Annotated in this window: 15 protein-coding genes; 8 read left to right on the top strand and 7 right to left on the bottom strand. The window is 74.6% G+C overall.

The window, feature by feature from the left end; genetic code table 11:
* Window positions 1-90 precede the first annotated feature (90 nt).
* Window positions 91-381 (top strand): hypothetical protein, encoded by a 291-nt coding sequence (locus QUV83_RS16110; protein WP_289565944.1) that lies wholly within the window; start codon window positions 91-93, stop codon window positions 379-381.
* A 132-nt stretch (window positions 382-513) separates the two neighbouring features.
* The gene (locus tag QUV83_RS16105) at window positions 514-2,130 is read left to right on the top strand and encodes an ammonium transporter (protein WP_289565943.1); all 1,617 of its coding nucleotides are present in this window, start codon (window positions 514-516) and stop codon (window positions 2,128-2,130) included.
* Between the two features lie 132 nt (window positions 2,131-2,262).
* Here the strand turns inward: QUV83_RS16105 and QUV83_RS16100 are convergent, their stop codons facing one another.
* Window positions 2,263-2,529, bottom strand: coding sequence for a hypothetical protein (locus QUV83_RS16100; RefSeq protein ID WP_289565942.1), 267 nt, complete (start codon window positions 2,527-2,529; stop codon window positions 2,263-2,265).
* Window positions 2,526-3,953, bottom strand: a complete 1,428-nt coding sequence (locus QUV83_RS16095) for a DHA2 family efflux MFS transporter permease subunit (RefSeq protein ID WP_289565941.1) — start codon at window positions 3,951-3,953, stop codon at window positions 2,526-2,528. The genes QUV83_RS16100 and QUV83_RS16095 overlap by 4 nt, the downstream gene beginning before the upstream one ends.
* A gap of 224 nt (window positions 3,954-4,177) precedes the next feature.
* On the opposite strand from QUV83_RS16095, the gene QUV83_RS16090 reads away from it, so the two are divergent.
* Window positions 4,178-4,621 carry an ATP-binding protein gene (locus tag QUV83_RS16090; protein WP_289565940.1) on the top strand — a complete coding sequence of 148 codons (444 nt, stop codon included), beginning with the start codon at window positions 4,178-4,180 and terminating at the stop codon, window positions 4,619-4,621.
* Here QUV83_RS16090 and QUV83_RS16085 read toward each other — a convergent pair.
* Window positions 4,599-5,378 carry an endonuclease/exonuclease/phosphatase family protein gene (locus QUV83_RS16085; RefSeq protein ID WP_289565939.1) on the bottom strand — a complete coding sequence of 260 codons (780 nt, stop codon included), beginning with the start codon at window positions 5,376-5,378 and terminating at the stop codon, window positions 4,599-4,601. The genes QUV83_RS16090 and QUV83_RS16085 overlap by 23 nt on opposite strands.
* A gap of 57 nt (window positions 5,379-5,435) precedes the next feature.
* Here QUV83_RS16085 and QUV83_RS16080 point away from each other — a divergent pair, with 57 nt between their 5' ends.
* Entirely contained in the window at window positions 5,436-6,014 is a 579-nt protein-coding gene (locus tag QUV83_RS16080) for a nucleotidyltransferase family protein (RefSeq protein WP_289565938.1), read from the top strand.
* 4 nt (window positions 6,015-6,018) lie between these two features.
* Here the strand turns inward: QUV83_RS16080 and QUV83_RS16075 are convergent, their stop codons facing one another.
* Both QUV83_RS16075 and QUV83_RS16070 read right to left on the bottom strand, forming a co-directional pair.
* Entirely contained in the window at window positions 6,019-6,465 is a 447-nt protein-coding gene (locus QUV83_RS16075; protein ID WP_289565937.1) for a hypothetical protein, read from the bottom strand.
* 160 nt (window positions 6,466-6,625) lie between these two features.
* A complete protein-coding gene (locus QUV83_RS16070; RefSeq protein WP_289565936.1) occupies window positions 6,626-7,354 on the bottom strand; it encodes a glutamine amidotransferase in 729 nt (242 codons plus the stop codon).
* Window positions 7,355-7,498: 144 nt separating this feature from the next.
* Here QUV83_RS16070 and QUV83_RS16065 point away from each other — a divergent pair, with 144 nt between their 5' ends.
* The 4 genes from QUV83_RS16065 to QUV83_RS16050 all read left to right on the top strand — a co-directional run bounded on the left by QUV83_RS16065 (window position 7,499) and on the right by QUV83_RS16050 (window position 11,614).
* Window positions 7,499-8,821: a MinD/ParA family ATP-binding protein gene (locus QUV83_RS16065; RefSeq protein ID WP_289565935.1), complete on the top strand. Its 1,323-nt coding sequence runs from the start codon at window positions 7,499-7,501 to the stop codon at window positions 8,819-8,821.
* A gap of 189 nt (window positions 8,822-9,010) precedes the next feature.
* On the top strand, window positions 9,011-9,559 hold the full coding sequence (locus tag QUV83_RS16060; RefSeq protein ID WP_436231937.1) for an RNA polymerase sigma factor: 549 nt from the start codon (window positions 9,011-9,013) through the stop codon (window positions 9,557-9,559).
* A gap of 108 nt (window positions 9,560-9,667) precedes the next feature.
* Window positions 9,668-11,035 carry a hypothetical protein gene (locus QUV83_RS16055; RefSeq protein WP_289565934.1) on the top strand — a complete coding sequence of 456 codons (1,368 nt, stop codon included), beginning with the start codon at window positions 9,668-9,670 and terminating at the stop codon, window positions 11,033-11,035.
* 114 nt (window positions 11,036-11,149) lie between these two features.
* The gene (locus QUV83_RS16050; RefSeq protein WP_289565933.1) at window positions 11,150-11,614 is read left to right on the top strand and encodes a hypothetical protein; all 465 of its coding nucleotides are present in this window, start codon (window positions 11,150-11,152) and stop codon (window positions 11,612-11,614) included.
* 70 nt (window positions 11,615-11,684) lie between these two features.
* Here the strand turns inward: QUV83_RS16050 and QUV83_RS16045 are convergent, their stop codons facing one another.
* Together QUV83_RS16045 and QUV83_RS16040 are read right to left on the bottom strand one after the other, a co-directional pair.
* Window positions 11,685-13,436 (bottom strand): glycosyl hydrolase 53 family protein, encoded by a 1,752-nt coding sequence (locus QUV83_RS16045; RefSeq protein WP_289565932.1) that lies wholly within the window; start codon window positions 13,434-13,436, stop codon window positions 11,685-11,687.
* Window positions 13,437-13,486: 50 nt separating this feature from the next.
* Window positions 13,487-15,643 (bottom strand): beta-galactosidase, encoded by a 2,157-nt coding sequence (locus tag QUV83_RS16040; protein ID WP_289565931.1) that lies wholly within the window; start codon window positions 15,641-15,643, stop codon window positions 13,487-13,489.
* Window positions 15,644-15,783 lie beyond the last annotated feature (140 nt).

Genomic DNA, 15,783 nt, shown 5'->3' with positions numbered 1-15,783 from the left:
GTCAGATGACGGGTCTTGCCGGGGCGGCGTCGTCGGGCAGCGGTCTGAGGCGCCTCAGAGAAGGCGTCGGGGCGCGTACGGTGGACGCCCATGCCCTCCTACCGCGTCTCGATCGGCGTCGGACTGCTGCGCCCTGGCGTCGACCCGGCCGGCGTCCTGCCCACGGCCGCCGCCGCCGCGCGCGAGCTCTCCACGGTCGAGGCCTCCGACCTCGCAGTCACGCATGGCGAGGCGCGGATCAGCGTGCGGTTCACCGTCCCGGACGACGAGCACGCGCTCGCGGTGGGCCAGCACGTGGTCGCCACCGTCGACGGCCTCGGCCACACGATCCGCCCGACGCTCGACCGTCGCGCCGGACCGCGGTGGACGCCCGTGCGCTGACCCGGGCCGGGCCGGGTCGAATCGCGGCCTATGTCCCACTCGTTTACATTCGCAGCAGAGGGCGCAGGCGCGGGAGACCGCCGCCGGGGCCCGAGCAGAGCGGCGGGGGCACGCTCTCGGGGAGGCTGCGACATGAACGAGGCAGACACCGCATGGGTGCTGGTGTGCGCTGCCCTCGTGCTGTTCATGACCCCGGGCCTGGCGATGTTCTACGGCGGCATGGCGCGCTCGCGCAACACGCTGGCGATGATGCTGCAGAACACCGTGCCGCTGGGCGTCATCTCGCTGACCTGGGTGCTGCTGGGGTACACGCTGGCCTTCAGCAACGAGGGCACCAAGTACCTGGGGGCCTTCGACGCGACGGCGCTGCTGGACGTCGAGCAGCCGCAGTTCCACACCGTCGCCGCGGGCGTCACCATCCCCGTGCTGGCCTTCGTCGCCTACCAGATGATGTTCGCCGTCATCACACCCGCGTTGCTCACGGGCGCCACCGCCGGCCGGCTCAAGATGCTGGGCTGGGTGGTGTTCCTCGCGCTGTGGTCGCTGGCCGTGTACCCGCAGGTCGCCCGGTGGCTGTGGCACCCCAAAGGCTGGCTCACGGCGATGGGCGCGCAGGACTGGGCCGGCGGGATGGTGGTGCACGCGTCGGCAGGGGCCGCGGCGCTCGCGGTGCTGCTGGTGGTCGGCCGGCGGCGCGGCTGGCCGCACGTCTCGTCATCGCCCAGCAACCTGCCGCTGATGCTGGCGGGCGCGGGCATCCTGTGGTTCGGGTGGTTCGGCTTCAACGCGGGGGATGGGCTGCAGGCTGACGGGATCGCCGCGCAGGCGCTCATGAACACGCATGTGGCGGCCGCCGGGGCGATGTGCGCGTGGCTGCTGCTCGAGCGGCTCACCAGCGGGCACTCGACGCTCGTCGGCGCGGCGTCCGGCGCGGTGGCGGGCCTGGCGACGGTGACGCCCTGCGCGGGTTACGTGAGCACCGGGGCGGCGATCCTCATCGGCGTCATCGCCGGCCTGGTGTGCAACCTCGCCGTGCGCGTGAAGTTCCGGCTCGGCTACGACGACGCGCTCGACGTGATCGCCGTGCACTTCACCGGCGGCATCCTCGGCTCGTTCCTGCTCGGGTTCTTCGCGGACAGCGCGATCAACCCGATCAGCGCGGACGGGCTGTTCAACGGCGGAGGCGGCGCGCTGCTGGGCGACCAGGTGATCGCGATCGTCAGCGTGGTCGTCTTCTCCTTCGTGCTGAGCTGGGTGATCGCCGCACTGGTCAACGTGACGGTGGGCCTGCGGGTCCCGCTCGACGAGCAGGGCGACCTGGACCGCGCGCAGCAGGGCGCGGCGGCGTACGCGCTCAGCGGCGTGGCCGCCTCCGAGATGGAGTCCGCCGGACACGGCGCCGGCGACCCGCGGCCAGTGCCGGTGGTGGCGGCGAGCGGCCGGCGGCGTCGGCGCGCCGGGCGCCAGCTCGTCACCGCGCTGGTGGACGCCGGCCGGGTCGACGAGCTGCGCGACGCGCTCCTCGCCGCGGGCGCCGAGTCGATCGTGCTGTCCGAGGCCGCCGTGTACTCCGCGACGCCGGTGGTCGAGTCCTTCCGGGGGCGTTACCAGCGGGTGGACTTCCGCGAGCGGCTGCGCGTGCAGGCGGTGGCGGACGACGCGCATGCCGCCGCTGTGGTGGCCCAGCTCGTGCACCGCTTCGGCGTCGACCCGGCGTCGGTGTACCGGCAGGACATCGACATCGGGTGAAGGAGCCAGGGCGACTCGCCGGGCCAGCGCGGCTCTGAGCCGGCTGCCCGTCCGCACCGGGGGTCGGGGGGACTCCCCGGTGCGGACGCGCAGCCGGCTCAGCGTCTGCTCGGGCTCAGCGTCTGCGCGGGCTCAGCGCGGGTCCACCTCCACCTCCCACACGAACCCGTCGAGCACCTCGGCGGCGTGCCGGTGCGCGGCGTCCAGCGCGGTGGCGAGGTCGGGGGCCTCGCCGGGGACCTCGAAGGCCACGGCGCCGCCGTCGGGGCCGAGCCCATCGGGGTGGTCGTCGCCGCTGGCGCCGAGGGCGTCGGCCATGCCGGCGCGCACCGCCTCGTCGGGGACGTCCTGGACGGTGATGCGGGCGAGGTAGTCGGGCACCCGCCCATCGTCGCTCATGCCGCCGACAGCCCCGGCGATGGCCGTGCGCCAGCGGCGGTCCCAGGCACTGTCCACCAGGCGATCAGGGCCCCGCCGGCCATCAGCCCCGCGCACACGAACATCGCCGTCCGGTAGGCGGGGGCGAGCGTGGCCGCGTCGTTGAGGCTGCTGCCCACGCCCGCCACCAGCGGCAGCACGGCGATGACCAGCAGGCTCGCGATCCGGGCCACGGCGTTGTTGACGCCGCTGGCGACCCCCGCCAGGTGGTCCGGCGCCGAGGAGAGCGCCGTCGAGGTGAGTGGCGCCACGGTCAGCGACAGCCCGAGGCCCAGCACGACCACCCCGGGGAGCACCGCCGTCAGGTAGGGGGCGTGGGGACCCGCGCCGGCGAGCAGCAGCACCCCCGCCCCGCAGCCGAGCGGCCCCAGGGTCATGGGCAGCCGGGGGCCGATGCGGGTGCCCAGCGCGCCGGCGCGCGGCGAGAGCAGCAGCATCAGCACCGTCACGGGCAGCGGGGCGAGGCCCGCGGCCAGCGCGCTGTACCCGGAGACGACCTGCAGCGTCACCACCAGGAAGAAGAACACCCCGCCGAGCGCCGCGTACACCAGGAACGTCGCGGCGTTGGTGCCGCTGAACGGGCGCCAGCGGAATAGTCGCAGGGGCAGCAGCGGATGCGCTGTCCGTCGCTCGACCAGGAGGAAGGCGGCGAGCGCGACGATGGCCACGGCCAACGAGCCCGCCACCCGCAGGTCGGTGGGCCCGTAGGCCGGCCAGGCGGTGAACCCGTAGGTGAGGCCCGCGAGCCCCACCGCGCCGAGCAGCGTGCCGCCCACATCGAGCGACTGGGCGGCCTGCGGGTTGCGGGACTCCGGGACGTGGCGCAGCGTGACCGCCACCACCAGGGCCGTCAGCGGCAGGTTGATGAAGAAGATCCAGCGCCAGCTCGCCACGTCCACGATCCAGCCGCCCAGGAAGGGCGCCGCCGCGCCGGCGATGCCGCCCAGCCCGGACCACGCCCCGATGGCCTTGCCCCGGTCCTGCTCGTCGAAGGACGCCTGCAGGATGGACAGGGAGCCGGGGGTGAGCAGCGCCCCGCCGACGCCTTGCAGCACGCGGGCCCCGATCAGCGTCCCGATGTTCGGCGCGAACCCGCACAGGGCCGATCCGGCGGCGAACCACACCACGCCGACCAGGAACATCCGCCGCCGCCCGAGCCTGTCGCCGAGGGAGCCGCCGAGCAGCAAGAAGGCGGCGAGCGTCAACGCGTACCCGTTGACGGTCCACTGGAGGTCGGCGGTGCCCGCGTCGAGCTCGCTGCCGATGTGCGGCAGGGCGATGGTCACGACGGTGGCGTCGATGAACGCCACGGCCGAGCCGAGCACCGTGGCGAGCAGCACCCATCGGGCGCGTGCGGTGCCGTACACGAGCGCATCGGACGCCATGCCCGCTCCTCGCCGTCGTGGTCGCGTCCCGGCGGGCCTGGGCCGTCCGGGTCTCGTCAGGTTAGGGGCCGTGTGGGTGAACGTGCCTGGTGAGAGGGCTCCCACGGCGATAGCGGGAGGAGTCGGGCAAATCCTCCCACTGGGGTGGCGCGACCTGGACACGAGTACAGATCCAGGGCGCTGTTCACCCGGCAGACGGTCCATGCGTCGGGCACAGTGGACCGGTGGGCGACGTCCGAGAGCTACGCAGTGCCGGCAGCGTGCGGCGCAGGGAGGCCCTCGCCGAGACCGGCGAGCTGGTCCTTCGAGCCGAGCGCTCGGCGCCTCGAGCGGCCCGGCACTGGATCATGCGGGCCGTCGCGGCGGCGGGCGTGCACGGCGCGTCGAACCAGGTCGTGGAGCTGCTCGCCGGCGAGCTGGTCGCGAACGCCGTGCTGCACGGGCCGTCCGACGGGGAGATCCGCGTGCACGTGCGGATCTACCAGGACGAGGTCCGCGTCGAGGTCACGGATGAGAGCCCGACCCGCCCACGGGTGCGCCGCCCGCAGCCCACCGACCCGAACGGGCGCGGCATGGCACTGGTGGCGACGCTGTCCTCCGCGTGGGGCGTCGAGCGACTGGACGACGGCGGCAAGACGGTGTGGTTCACCGTGGAGAACCAGGACTGACGCGCACGTCCACCGCCAGCGCGCGGTGGTCGGACAGCCCCAGGTCGAGCGACGCCGCGGCGCCGTCGGCGGCCACCGGGCCGTCGGCCAGGATGTGGTCGAGCTGCCGCTGCGGTGACTGCGACGGGAAGGTCGCCGCGTGGGCCAAGGCGCGCATCCCCGAGGCCTGCGCCGCGCGCCGCGGGTCGAGGTTCAGGTCGCCCAGCAGCACGAGCGGACGCGGCTGACGGCGCAGCGCCCGCACCAGTCGGCGCAACTGGACCACGTTCCAGCCCGGGATGAACGTCAGGTGCGTCGCGACGACCGTCAGCGGGCCCTGCGGGGTGCTGACGGCCGCGAGCACCGCGGCCCGGGCCTCGTCCCGCACCAGCGCGGGCAGCCGGGCGCCCGGGAACTGCACCGGCGCGCGCCCCCGCAGCGCGGGCAGCGCCACAACCTGCCAGGACAGCACCGGCAGGCGGCTGAGCAGCGCGATGCCGTAACTCGACGCGGCGGGTTGCTCGTCGCCCGTCGCCGCCGACCACACCCCGGGCTCGCCGTGCATCGTCGCGACGAACCGGTGCTCGTCGGCGCCCATGGCCTCGGCGGCCACCGCCGTGAGGTCGGCGCCGTGGGATCGGGGCTGGTCGCGGTCGACCTCCTGGAGCGCCAGGACGTCCGCGTCGAGGGCGCGCACAGCCGACCTGAGGCGGTCGAGGTCCACCCGGCCGTCGGTCGGGGAGCGTCCATGCAGGATGTTGAAGGTCGCGAGGCGCATCGGCTCGATTGTCCTGTCCACGCTGCGCGGGCGCGCGCTGTCGTGTACACACGCCTCATGACGGACGGCGCCGAACCCGAGGGCGGGCCGCGCGACGACCTGCAGGACGGGCTGCGCCGCACAGCCGTCGCGCTGGGCCGCGCGGGCATCCCGTTCGCCCTCGTGGGCGGGTACGCGGCCTGGGCCCGCGGGGCGCCGGAGCCCAGCCATGACGCGGACTTCGCCATCGCGGAGGCGGATGTCGAGCGCGCGAAGGCGGTGATCGCCGCCGCGGGCCTGGACGTGCGGGAGCCCGCTGAGGACTGGCTGTTCAAGGCCTACCGGCGGGGCGCCCTGGTGGACGTCATCTTCCGGATGGTGGGCGAGCCGGTCACCCCCGAGATGCTGGCCCGCTCCGACGTGATCGAGGTGCTGGCCGTGCGGATGCCGGTGATGGACGCCACCGACGTGCTGTCCGCGAAGCTGCGGGTGCTGGGCGAGCACTTCTGCGACTACACGCGGCTGCTGCCGATCGCCCGGGCCCTGCGCGAGCAGGTCGACTGGGACCGGTTGGCCGCCGAGGTCCGCGAGCACCCGTACGCCCGGGCGTTCCTCTTCTTGCTCGACGAGCTCGGGGTGGCGGCGCCGCGGAGTTGAGCGGTCAGTGTCCTCGTCGCCCGCGCATCGCGGCGCCGATCGCGACGGCGGCCAGTGCCGGGCCCAGCACCGCGCCGGCCAGCATCGGCGCGCTCCACACCGAGCTCGCGGCCGGGACGACGCGCTGCAGATCGTCCGGGTCGTAGCGCACTGCCACCCGCTGGCCTGGCGACGCGGGAGTGGAGCCCAGGTCGAGGGCGAAGGTCGGGCCCTCGGGGTCGGAGTCGTGCACGGCGCGCACCTCGCCGCCGATGGAGCCCTGCACCACCGCCCAGCCAGGCTGGGCGGTGGCGTCGAACATCATCCGTTGGGCGACTGGCCAGCCGACGGCGAGCAGCACGATCAGCGCCAGGGCTCCGGCGGCGGTGGCGACCCTGCGGTGCGCCGTCGCCCGTGCGGAGGGTGCCGGGGGCGACTCGGCGGAGGTCGGGGGGTGCGCTCGGGGCGGCATGTCGTCCTCGCTTCGTCGCAGGGAGGCCATCGGGGTGGGCGGTGCGCGTCCAGGCCGGGGCATCGTGAAGGTAGTGACCCCACGGCGGCGCGGCAAGAGCCCATCCGCCGACCGATACCGCTGTGCCGGACGCGGGCCGTCCCGGGGCCCGGCGCGCCAGTCAGCCGAACAGCCGCACGAAGTTGCGCAGCACCAGATGCGGCCAGGAGACGTCGCCGGCGCGGACCCGGGCGGCCACCTGATCAGCCTCATGCGGCGGGAAGTACCCCGCATGCCGGTACACCTCGATGCGGGTGAGGATGCCCTGCGCGTCGAGCTCCGGGTGGAACTGCGTCGCGTACAGGTGGCGCCGCATCCGGAACATCTGCACCGGGCACGCGGGGGAGGAGGCGAGCAGGGTGGCCGCGGCGGGCAGTTCCGCACAGGCCTCCTTGTGCCCGACGAACGCCTCGAAGACGCGCGGCAGCCCGGCGAGCAGCGGGTCGGCCACCCCGGCGTCGGTGAGGGTGATGGCCACGGGCCCCACCGGCTCCGCGTAGCGGCTGTCGATGACCGCGCCCTGGTGGACGCCGAGCGTGCCGACTCCGTAGCAGGAGCCGAGGAACGGCACGTCGCGCTCGACGATCTGGTCCAGCAGCGGGCGGAGCTCGGCCTCGACGCGGCGCTGCGTCGGCGGCTTGGCGTCCTCCGGGTCGGAGGAGTTGAACGGGCTCCCGCCCATCAGGACGCCCGCGTAGTCGTCGAGGTCGATCGGGGGCAGCGGGCCGGCCTCCATGCGCACCCGGTGCAGCCGATCGGGGTCCAGGCCGCCGAACCGGAGGAAGGCCGCCAGCTCGTCGTCCGCGGCGACGTCCTCGGCGCGTGACGCGAGCAGGAGGAAGGTCCTCACCGGTCCGAGCCTAGGCGCCGTGGGCCGCCCCGGCGCGCGGGCGCTCTGCGCCACTAATGCCGGAAATGTCCTTTACGATGCGAAAACGACAGGTCCAGCGTAGGTTCGGGACGGCATCGTCACCGTCGATGGGAGGCCCAGCTGATGAGCGAGCCAGGAGCCGTTGCTCAAGACGTGCACACGTCCGACCCGGTGCAAGCCGTCGTCCGGGCCGATGGCACGGGCGAGATCGTGATCGAGGGGATAGTCCAACGCGTCGCCACCGGCAGCATGGCCGAGGCGGGGGCCGCCGTCACGGGCCTCATCGCCGAGCTCGCCGGACGCGCCGGGCGGCCGCTGCCCGCCGAGGTCGAGGACCCCGACGGCACCTGGTCGTTGGTCATCCACCCCGACGGCACCGTCGAGGAGGCGGCCAGCGCAGCGGCCACGAGCCACCGTGACGCCCCCGACGGGGGAGCGCATGCCAGCGGCCGGACGGCCCGCACGACGCGCTCCACCCGGCGCCCGGCGGCCGCGGAGCCCGACGACGACGCGTTGCCGACCCTCGACGACCTGCTCGCCACCCGGTCGCAGAGCCCCACCGGCCCCGCCGAGCACGGCTGGCAGGTGGCCGTGCGGCGCGCGACCCTCGGGCTGGTCACCGTGGGGCCCGGCCGCAACGAGCACCGGCACCGCGACGCCGTGCGGGCCGTGCAGCGCAGCCTCGACGGCCCCAAGACCATCGTCGTCATCAACCCCAAGGGCGGCGCGCACAAGACCACGGCGACGCTGCTGCTCGCCTCGACGTTCGGCATCCACCGCGGCGGTTACACGCTGGCGTGGGACAACAACGAGACGCGCGGCACCCTGGGTTGGCGCTCGGAGCACGCGCGCCACACCAACACGGCCGTCAACCTGCTGCAGAACCTGTCGCGCTTCACCGACCTGCAGGTGGCCCGCGTGGGCGACCTCGACAACTACGTGCGCTCGCAGGGCTCGGCGCAGTTCGACGTGCTCGCCTCCGACGAGGACGCGGCCTCCGCCGCCTCCGTCGACGCCGAGGCCTTCGGCGAGTTGCACCGCACCCTCGAGCGCTTCTACCGGGTCATGGTGGTCGACACCGGCAACAACATGCGGGCGTCGAACTGGCAGGCGGCGGTGGACGTCGCCGACCAGCTCGTGGTGGTGTCCACCGTTCGCGAGGACACTGCGCAGTCCGCCGCGTGGGCGCTCGACGCGTTGCGGGCCACCGGCCATGACGACCTCATCCGGCAGGCGGTGACGGTGCTCTCCGCGCCGGCGCCGCGCGTGGACCGCAGGCTGCGCCGGCGGTTGCACCAGCACTTCGGGGCGCTCACCCGATCGGTGATCGACGTGCCGTACGACAGCGGGCTCGTCAGCGGCGGGCCCATCGGCTACGACGCGCTGTCCCGGCGGACCAGGGAGGCGTGGCTGCAGGTCACCGCCGAGGTGGCGGACGGCCTGTAGCCGCGAGCCGCCCGCGTGGCGCAGGGCCCGTGACGACGGCCCGGGCTCGTGCCGGCGGGGCACGGGCCTGGGCGCGGGCTGACGAGTTCGAGGAATGTCGCAGGCGGCGTGCAAGATGCCGGTGGGCCGCGACACAGGCTGGGTGGAGGAGCTCTCGCCCGAGCGCACCCCCCGAGCCCAGGAGACGCCGTGCCGCCGCGGACCGAACGTGACCACGACACGACGCCCACCCCCGAGGGGTTGAGCGTCGGCGTACCGCAGGACGCGTCGTGGTTCGAGGCTGTGGTGCGCGAGCACGGCCCAGCGCTCTCCAGGTACTTCATGCGCCGGGCGCCCCGCGACGACGCGGAGGACCTGGCCGCCGACGTGCTCGCCGTCGCCTGGCGCCGCCGGGCCGACGTGCCCCTCGGCGCCGAGCTGCCGTGGCTGTACCGCACCGCGGGCTTCGTGCTCGCGAACCACCGGCGCAAGGGCCGCCCGGTGCCCGTGGGCGACGTGCCCGACGAGATCGACGAGAGCGACCCCGCAACCCTCGCGGTGGCCGACGAGCAGGTGCGCGAGGTGCTCGCCGCGCTCAGCCCCCGGGACCGCCGCATCCTGCTGCTCGGCGCCTGGGAGGGCCTCAACGGCGCCGAGCTGGCCGAGGTGCTCGGCATCAGCCGGGGTGGCGCCGACGCCGCGCTGTCCCGCGCCCGCACGCGCCTGCAGGACGCCTGGGCGGCGCACGCCCCCGCCTGACCTGGCGCCGCCGGGTGCAAGTCCCGGCCCCGACGACACATAGACAGGGCAGAGGCTCCTCAACCCTGTCGCACCCCCATCCCGATCCCGGAGGTCACCGTGAACAGCGTGCCGCCACTCCCGCCCGACGACCCGTTCGACCGCCTGCGCGACGCCGACCCGGCCGCCGGCGCCGAGCCCGACGTCGACCGGCTCAACGCCGCCGTGGCGGCCCGCACCGGCGACCTCGCCGCTGCCCCCGTGGACGAGCTCGCCGCGCGTCGCCGACGCCTCCCGATGGGCGCGCGCTGGTTCCAGGTCGCCGCGGGGGTCGCGGCCCTCGCGATCGTCGGGACCGGCAGCTTCGCCCTGGGCGCCGGGCAGTCCGGCTCGGACCAGGTCGCCGCTGGCAGCCCCATTCCCGCGGCCATCGACCTCGGTGGAGCCGTCGCGGAGAGCGGCGCCGGAGCCCCCGCAAGCGCGGACAGCGCGGCCATGAAGGCGGACGGTCGGATGTCCATGGGCTTCGGCGGGCGGACCGTGTTCACCGGATCGGGCCTGTCCACCGACGGCGGGACCGCCACCGCCTGGGGCTTCGACGCCGAGGCGACCTTCGCGAGCGAGGGCGCTGCGCGGATCGCGGAGGCGCTCGGCGTCACCGGCGAGCCCGTGCAGGAGTGGGGCTCCTGGCAGGTGGGCCCCAACGACGGGACCGCGCCGATGGTGCAGGTGCAGCCCGACGGGCTCACCAGCGTCAACTACTACGACCCCACCGTCCAGGCGGGCCAGTGCGTCGACACGTCCACCAGCATGGGCGGCGCGGCCGACGCCCCCAGCGGCTCGGCGGTGGAGATCGCCCCGGCGCCCGCGCCTGCGACGTGCACGGGCGGCGAGCCGGCGCCCGGCGCCGATCAGGCGATCGAGCGGACGCGCGAGGTGCTGCGGACCATCGGCGTCGACGACACCGCGTACGACTTCGCGCTCACGGAGAGCTGGACCACCGAGCTGGCGTCGGTGTCCGCAGAGTTGCTGCTCGACGGGCAGCGGACCGGGGTCGCCTGGAACGTGACGCTCGCCGCCGGCGGTGTGGTGCAGAGCCTGTACGGAACCCTGGCGCCGACGGTCGAGCTCGGCGCGCTGGACATCATCAGCCCCGCGGACGCCGTCGCACGGCTCACCGACCCCCGGTTCGGGAGCACGTGGGGCGGGATCATGCCGCTGGCCCGCACTGCCGGGCTCGCCGCCGAGCCCGACCTGGCGATCATGCCCGTGGAGCCCGACTTCACCGTCCCGCCCACCCCGCGCGCGGGCGCCCAGCTCCCGTGGGCCGTCACCGAAGTCACGCTGACGTCGGCACGGCTCGGGCTCGGGCTGACCACCCTGGACAACGGCGCCACAGTGCTGCTGCCCAGTTACGAGTTGTCCGACGACTCCGGGACCACCTGGAGCGTCGTGGCTGTGGCGGACGCGCACCTGGACTTCGCGCCCGCCGGTTGAGGCTCCATGGCCGGGCTCCGCAGGAGGGTGTGGCGCCCGGCCGTGGGAACACTCGCCGCAGCAGTTGCCGCCCGCCCCCGCAGGGGCCATTTTGGGCGGATGGGGGAGCGGCGGATGAAGGCGCGTGAGGTTGTCGCACGATGCTTCGTGCTCGGCGTGGCGACAGGTGGACGGGGATCGCTCGGGCTGGCGGCGCCGCTGCTGCTCACCGGCCCGCCGCCCGAGGCTGCCTCCCGCCGGATGCGGGCGCGCCGCTGGGCGCTGGCGATCGGGGTGGTCGGCGAGCTGGTGATCGACAAGCTCCCCACCACCCCCAGCCGCCTCAACCCGCCGGGCCCCGCGTTGCGCGTGGCGAACGCCGTGGCCGGCTCGGCGATCCTCGCCCGACGCGCGGGCTCGCCGGTGCCGCTGCCCGCGCTCGCCGCAGCGGCCGGCGCCCTCGCGGGGACCTGGACGGGCGCCGCGTGGCGCGGCTGGGTCGACGCGCGTGCCCCTGACTGGACGGGCGCCCTCGTCGAGGATGCGGTGTCCGTGGGGCTCGCGGCGCTCGCGGTCGGGCGGGGCCAGCCCTCCACGTGAGCACAGCCCGCCCCGCGCTCGCAGGAGGCGGGGCGGGCTGCTGTCGTCTGGACCCGGTAGTTCAGCGGAGTCAGCGGGCGCGGTGGCCGCTGTGCCCGCTCAGGGCCCGCGTCGACGGGTCCGCGGCCAGTTCCCTCGCGGCGGGCAGCAGCCGGCCGTCGAAGTCGAACAGCGCCTGGTTCTCCCAGGCGTTGCCCGATGACGGGTCCTCCGGGTCCCAGCCGTTGCCCTCCACAGCCGTCCACGCGGGCTCCCAGTAGACCGTCCCGATGCCGCGTCCGCCGGGCGCCGAGGCGACGACGTCCTGCACGGCGCGCAACGCGGCGGCCTGGCCCGCCGGGGTGGCGGGGTAGCCGGAGACGAGCTCGTCGGGGAGGTTGATGATGTTCTCCCACGCGGGGGAGTCGTCCTCGAGGGTGAACGGGTAGGCGGTCTCGACGACGAGCACGTCGCGGTCGTAGCGCTCCGACAGGGTGCTGACGGCGCCCTGCAGATCCGCCAGGCTGCCGTGCCAGTAGCCGTAGTACGACAGGCCGATCACGTCGAACGGGACTGACCTGGCGGTGACCTCGTCGAACCACCAGGTCAGCGAGCCGATGCCGTTGTTGATGTTCGTCAGGTGCAGGATCACGCGGGTGTCCGGGTCCACCTCGCGCACGGCCTGGGCTCCCGCGGTGAGGAACGCGGCCAGGTTGTCCCACTGCGCGCCCGCGACGCCGTCGGTGGTGTCGACGTCCCAGGTCTGGCCCCACGGCCACAGCATCCCCGGGTTGATCTCATTCCCCACCTGGACGTAGTCGGCGGTGATGCCCTCGGCGGCCAGGGCGTCGAGCACGTCGCGGGTGTGGTCGTGGACGGACTGCTGGAGCTCGGCCGGTGACTGGCCCGCCCACGCGGACGGCACGCCCTGCGCGCCGGGGTCGGTCCAGCGGTCGGAGTAGTGGAAGTCGACCAGCAGGCCCATGCCCGCGGCCTTGATGCGCTTGGCCGTCGCCACGACGTGCTCGCGGTCGTTGTACCCGTCCGCCGGGTCCACCCACACCTTGAGCCGTCCCACGTTCATCCCGGCGTCGGCGAGGATCCGTACCGCGTCCCCGGACTTGCCCTTCGCCGTCTTGTACGTGGCGCCGTGGTCCTCGTTCTTGGCGAGCCCGGACAGGTCGCCGCCGCGCACGTCCCGCGAGACCTGCCCCGGCGTGAGGGTCACGTCGTCCACGTTGGCCCAGGCGCCGCCCGGCCCGCGCGTGGCGATCTCCACGGTGCACGATCCGCCGCGGACCTTCGCGGACACGGACAGCCGCACCCACGCGTCGTCCTGCTCGGTGAGCGGCGTGGTCGTCACGTCGTCCACGCCGCAGCCGGTGAGCCCGAGCGTCGTCGCGTCCAGCGCCCCACCGGACTTCACCCATGCGCTGACCGTCCACCAGCCCGGCGCCAGGCGCTTCACCGTCTGCCGGGTGCGCACGTCGTAGGCGCTGGCGGACCAGTGGGTGAGGCGCTGGGCAGAGCCGTCGTGCCCGGGGCCCTCGGCCTTCGCGGCGCCCGTGGCCCCGGTGACCTTCCAGCCGGTGAGGCCCGCCTCGAAGTCGCCGTTCACCAAGGCGCCCGATTGCTGGGGAGCCTTGTCGCGGCCCTGCGCCCCGGAGCCCTGCGCCCCGGAGCCGGGCGCCGCCGCGGCGGGCAGGGCGGTGGCCAGCGCGAGGGCCCCGGCCAGCGCCAGCGCGCCGAGGCGGGCAGGCCGCCTGCGGGAGCCCGGGGCCGGGCGTGGGACGGGATCGCGTGGATCGGCAGCGCGGTGGGCGGTGCGGGGATGGTGCCTCATCGTGTCCTCCTTGACGCGTGGGCGGAGGCCGGGGCGGGCGCCCCGGCCGGTCAGCTCGGTGCGGTGTGCGCGGCGTCGGCGTCATGGGCGATGCGGACCACCCGGACGCCGCCGGGGGCCACAGTGAACGCGTGCTCGACTCGCTGGCCGCTGATCAGGTCGTCGGCCACGCCTTGCCGGGCGCCGCCGAGCGGGACGGTCGCCGCCGCCTCGCCGTGGTTGACGGCGATGACGTACTCGGCGCCGGCGCCGTGGCGGCGCACGACCTCCAGCTCCTCGGGCAGGCCGGCCGGGGTGATCCCGGCGTCGCGGTAGACGGCCGCGAGGACGGGGGCCAGCGCCTCGGCGTCGAGCCGGGTCGACAGGTACCAGCCCGACCCGGCGCCGTGCGCGTGCCGGGTGAGGGCGGGGCCTCCGGCGGCGGGGCCGTCGAGGTACGCGGCGACGACCTCCGCGCCGTCGAGCGTCACGTCGTCGGTCCACACATCGCCCACCAGCTCGAGCGCGCTGTCGCCGGACGGGTCGCCGCCAGGCAGCCCGCCGCCCGACAGCCCGCCGCCGGGCCAGGCCAGCCGCACCTGCTCCCCGGCGCGCAACGGCAGGAACTCCTCGATGGTCAGGCCCAGCGCGTCGCGCAGCGGCGCCCCGAACCCGCCGGGGTGCACGGCGTCGTGCTCGTCCACGATCCCGGAGAAGTAGGAGACGAGCAGCGTGCCGCCGCCCTCCACGTAGCGGGTGAGGTTGTCGGCGGCGGCCTGGGTGAGCAGGTACGACGCGGGCGCGACGACCAGCCGGTACCCGGAGAGGTCAGCCTCGGGGTGGGCCATGTCCACAGTGAGCCCGTCGCGCCACAGCCGGTCGTAGAAGGCCTCAGAGCGCTCGCGGTGGGACAGGTCGGCGCTCGGCCGCCACTCGAGGTCCTGCGCCCAGAACGACTCCCAGTCCCACAGCAGTGCGACGTCGGCCCGCACCTCGGAGCCGACCATCTCGTCGAGGCGGCCGAGGTCGGCGCCCAGGGCGCACACCTCGCGCCACACGCGGCTGGACGTGCCGGCGTGCGGGAGCATCGCGGAGTGGAACTTCTCGGCGCCGGAGCGGGAGGCGCGCCACTGGAAGAACAGCACCGCGTCGGCGCCGCGGCCCACATGCGTGAAGGCGTTGCGTGCCATCTCCCCGGCGCGCTTGGCGACGTTGCGCGGCTGCCAGTTGACCCCGGAGGTGGAGTGCTCCATGAGCACCCAGGGGCGGCCGGCGGCCACCGAGCGGGTGAGGTCGGCGGCGAGGGCGAGGCCGACGTGGCCGCGCTCGTCGGCGGCGGTGAGGTAGTGGTCGTTGGCGACGATGTCGACCTCGCGGGCCCAGCGCCACAGGTCCACTGCCGGGCAGGAGCCGGCCATGAAGTTGGTGGTGATCGGCACGTGGGGCGACTCGGCGCGGATCGCGTCGCGCTCGGCGATGAAGCACGCGAGGAGCTGGTCGTTGGTGAACCGGGCGAAGTCGAGCCGCTGGGCGGGGTTGACCACCGAGGGGGCGATCGCGGGCACGCCGACGTGCTCCCACTCGCCGTAGCGCTGGCCCCAGAAGGTGGTGCCCCAGGCGTCGTTGAGCGCGGACAGCGTGCCGTAGCGGGCCTGCAGCCAGGTGCGGAAGGCGGCGGCGGAGGTGGGGGAGTAGTCCTCGGAGACGGGCGCGCCGTACTCGTTGTGCACATGCCACAGGGCGAGGGCGGGGTGCTGCCCGTAGCGGCGCGCGAGCTGCTGGGCGATCGCGACGGACGCGCGGCGGTACTCGGGCGAGCTGGGGCTGGCCATGCCGCGTGAGCCGAAGCCGAGCGTGGTCCCCTCGCGGGTGACGACGCGGGTGTGCGGGTAAGCGGCGAAGAACCAGGCGGGCGGGGACGCCGTGGGGGTGCCGAGGTCGACGCGGATGTCGTTCGCGTGCAGCAGGTCGATGAGCCGGTCGAGCCAGCCGAAGTCGTACTCGCCCTGGCGGGGCTCGAGCAGCGCCCAGGAGAAGATGCCGATGCTGACCAGGTTGACCCCGGCCTCGCGCATGAGCGCGACGTCCTGAGCCCAGACCTCCTCGGGCCACTGCTCGGGGTTGTAGTCGCCCCCGTAGGAGATCCCGCGGTCGCCGAGCACCCGGCCCTGCGGCGCGCGGCTGCCGTTCGCGGCCGGCGCGGGGGCGAGGGTGAAGCTTGAACTCATGACTCTCCTGACACGTCGTTGTGCACGTTCCCAGGCCACATCGGGCCATGCAACGAAGAGATAACACCACGATTGACCCATTGACAAGGCCCAGAAGGGTGCCCGTACTGTGACCGTGCACAGGCACAGCGACGTCCGTG

It is taken from the genome of Cellulomonas cellasea, from assembly GCF_030372105.1.
Classification (GTDB): domain Bacteria; phylum Actinomycetota; class Actinomycetes; order Actinomycetales; family Cellulomonadaceae; genus Cellulomonas_A; species Cellulomonas_A cellasea_A.
The sequence above is the reverse complement of the archived record's forward strand: the minus strand, read 5'-3'. Positions and strand labels throughout refer to the sequence as shown.

Coding starts and splice junctions, on each gene's coding strand:
- QUV83_RS16065 (WP_289565935.1), top strand. CDS start 7,499: ATGAGCGAGCCAGGAGCCGTTGCTCAAGACGTGCACACGTCCGACCCG.
- QUV83_RS16045 (WP_289565932.1), bottom strand. CDS start 13,436: ATGAGGCACCATCCCCGCACCGCCCACCGCGCTGCCGATCCACGCGAT.
- QUV83_RS16075 (WP_289565937.1), bottom strand. CDS start 6,465: ATGCCGCCCCGAGCGCACCCCCCGACCTCCGCCGAGTCGCCCCCGGCA.
- QUV83_RS16110 (WP_289565944.1), top strand. CDS start 91: ATGCCCTCCTACCGCGTCTCGATCGGCGTCGGACTGCTGCGCCCTGGC.
- QUV83_RS16105 (WP_289565943.1), top strand. CDS start 514: ATGAACGAGGCAGACACCGCATGGGTGCTGGTGTGCGCTGCCCTCGTG.
- QUV83_RS16040 (WP_289565931.1), bottom strand. CDS start 15,643: ATGAGTTCAAGCTTCACCCTCGCCCCCGCGCCGGCCGCGAACGGCAGC.
- QUV83_RS16050 (WP_289565933.1), top strand. CDS start 11,150: ATGAAGGCGCGTGAGGTTGTCGCACGATGCTTCGTGCTCGGCGTGGCG.
- QUV83_RS16100 (WP_289565942.1), bottom strand. CDS start 2,529: ATGAGCGACGATGGGCGGGTGCCCGACTACCTCGCCCGCATCACCGTC.
- QUV83_RS16085 (WP_289565939.1), bottom strand. CDS start 5,378: ATGCGCCTCGCGACCTTCAACATCCTGCATGGACGCTCCCCGACCGAC.
- QUV83_RS16095 (WP_289565941.1), bottom strand. CDS start 3,953: ATGGCGTCCGATGCGCTCGTGTACGGCACCGCACGCGCCCGATGGGTG.
- QUV83_RS16080 (WP_289565938.1), top strand. CDS start 5,436: ATGACGGACGGCGCCGAACCCGAGGGCGGGCCGCGCGACGACCTGCAG.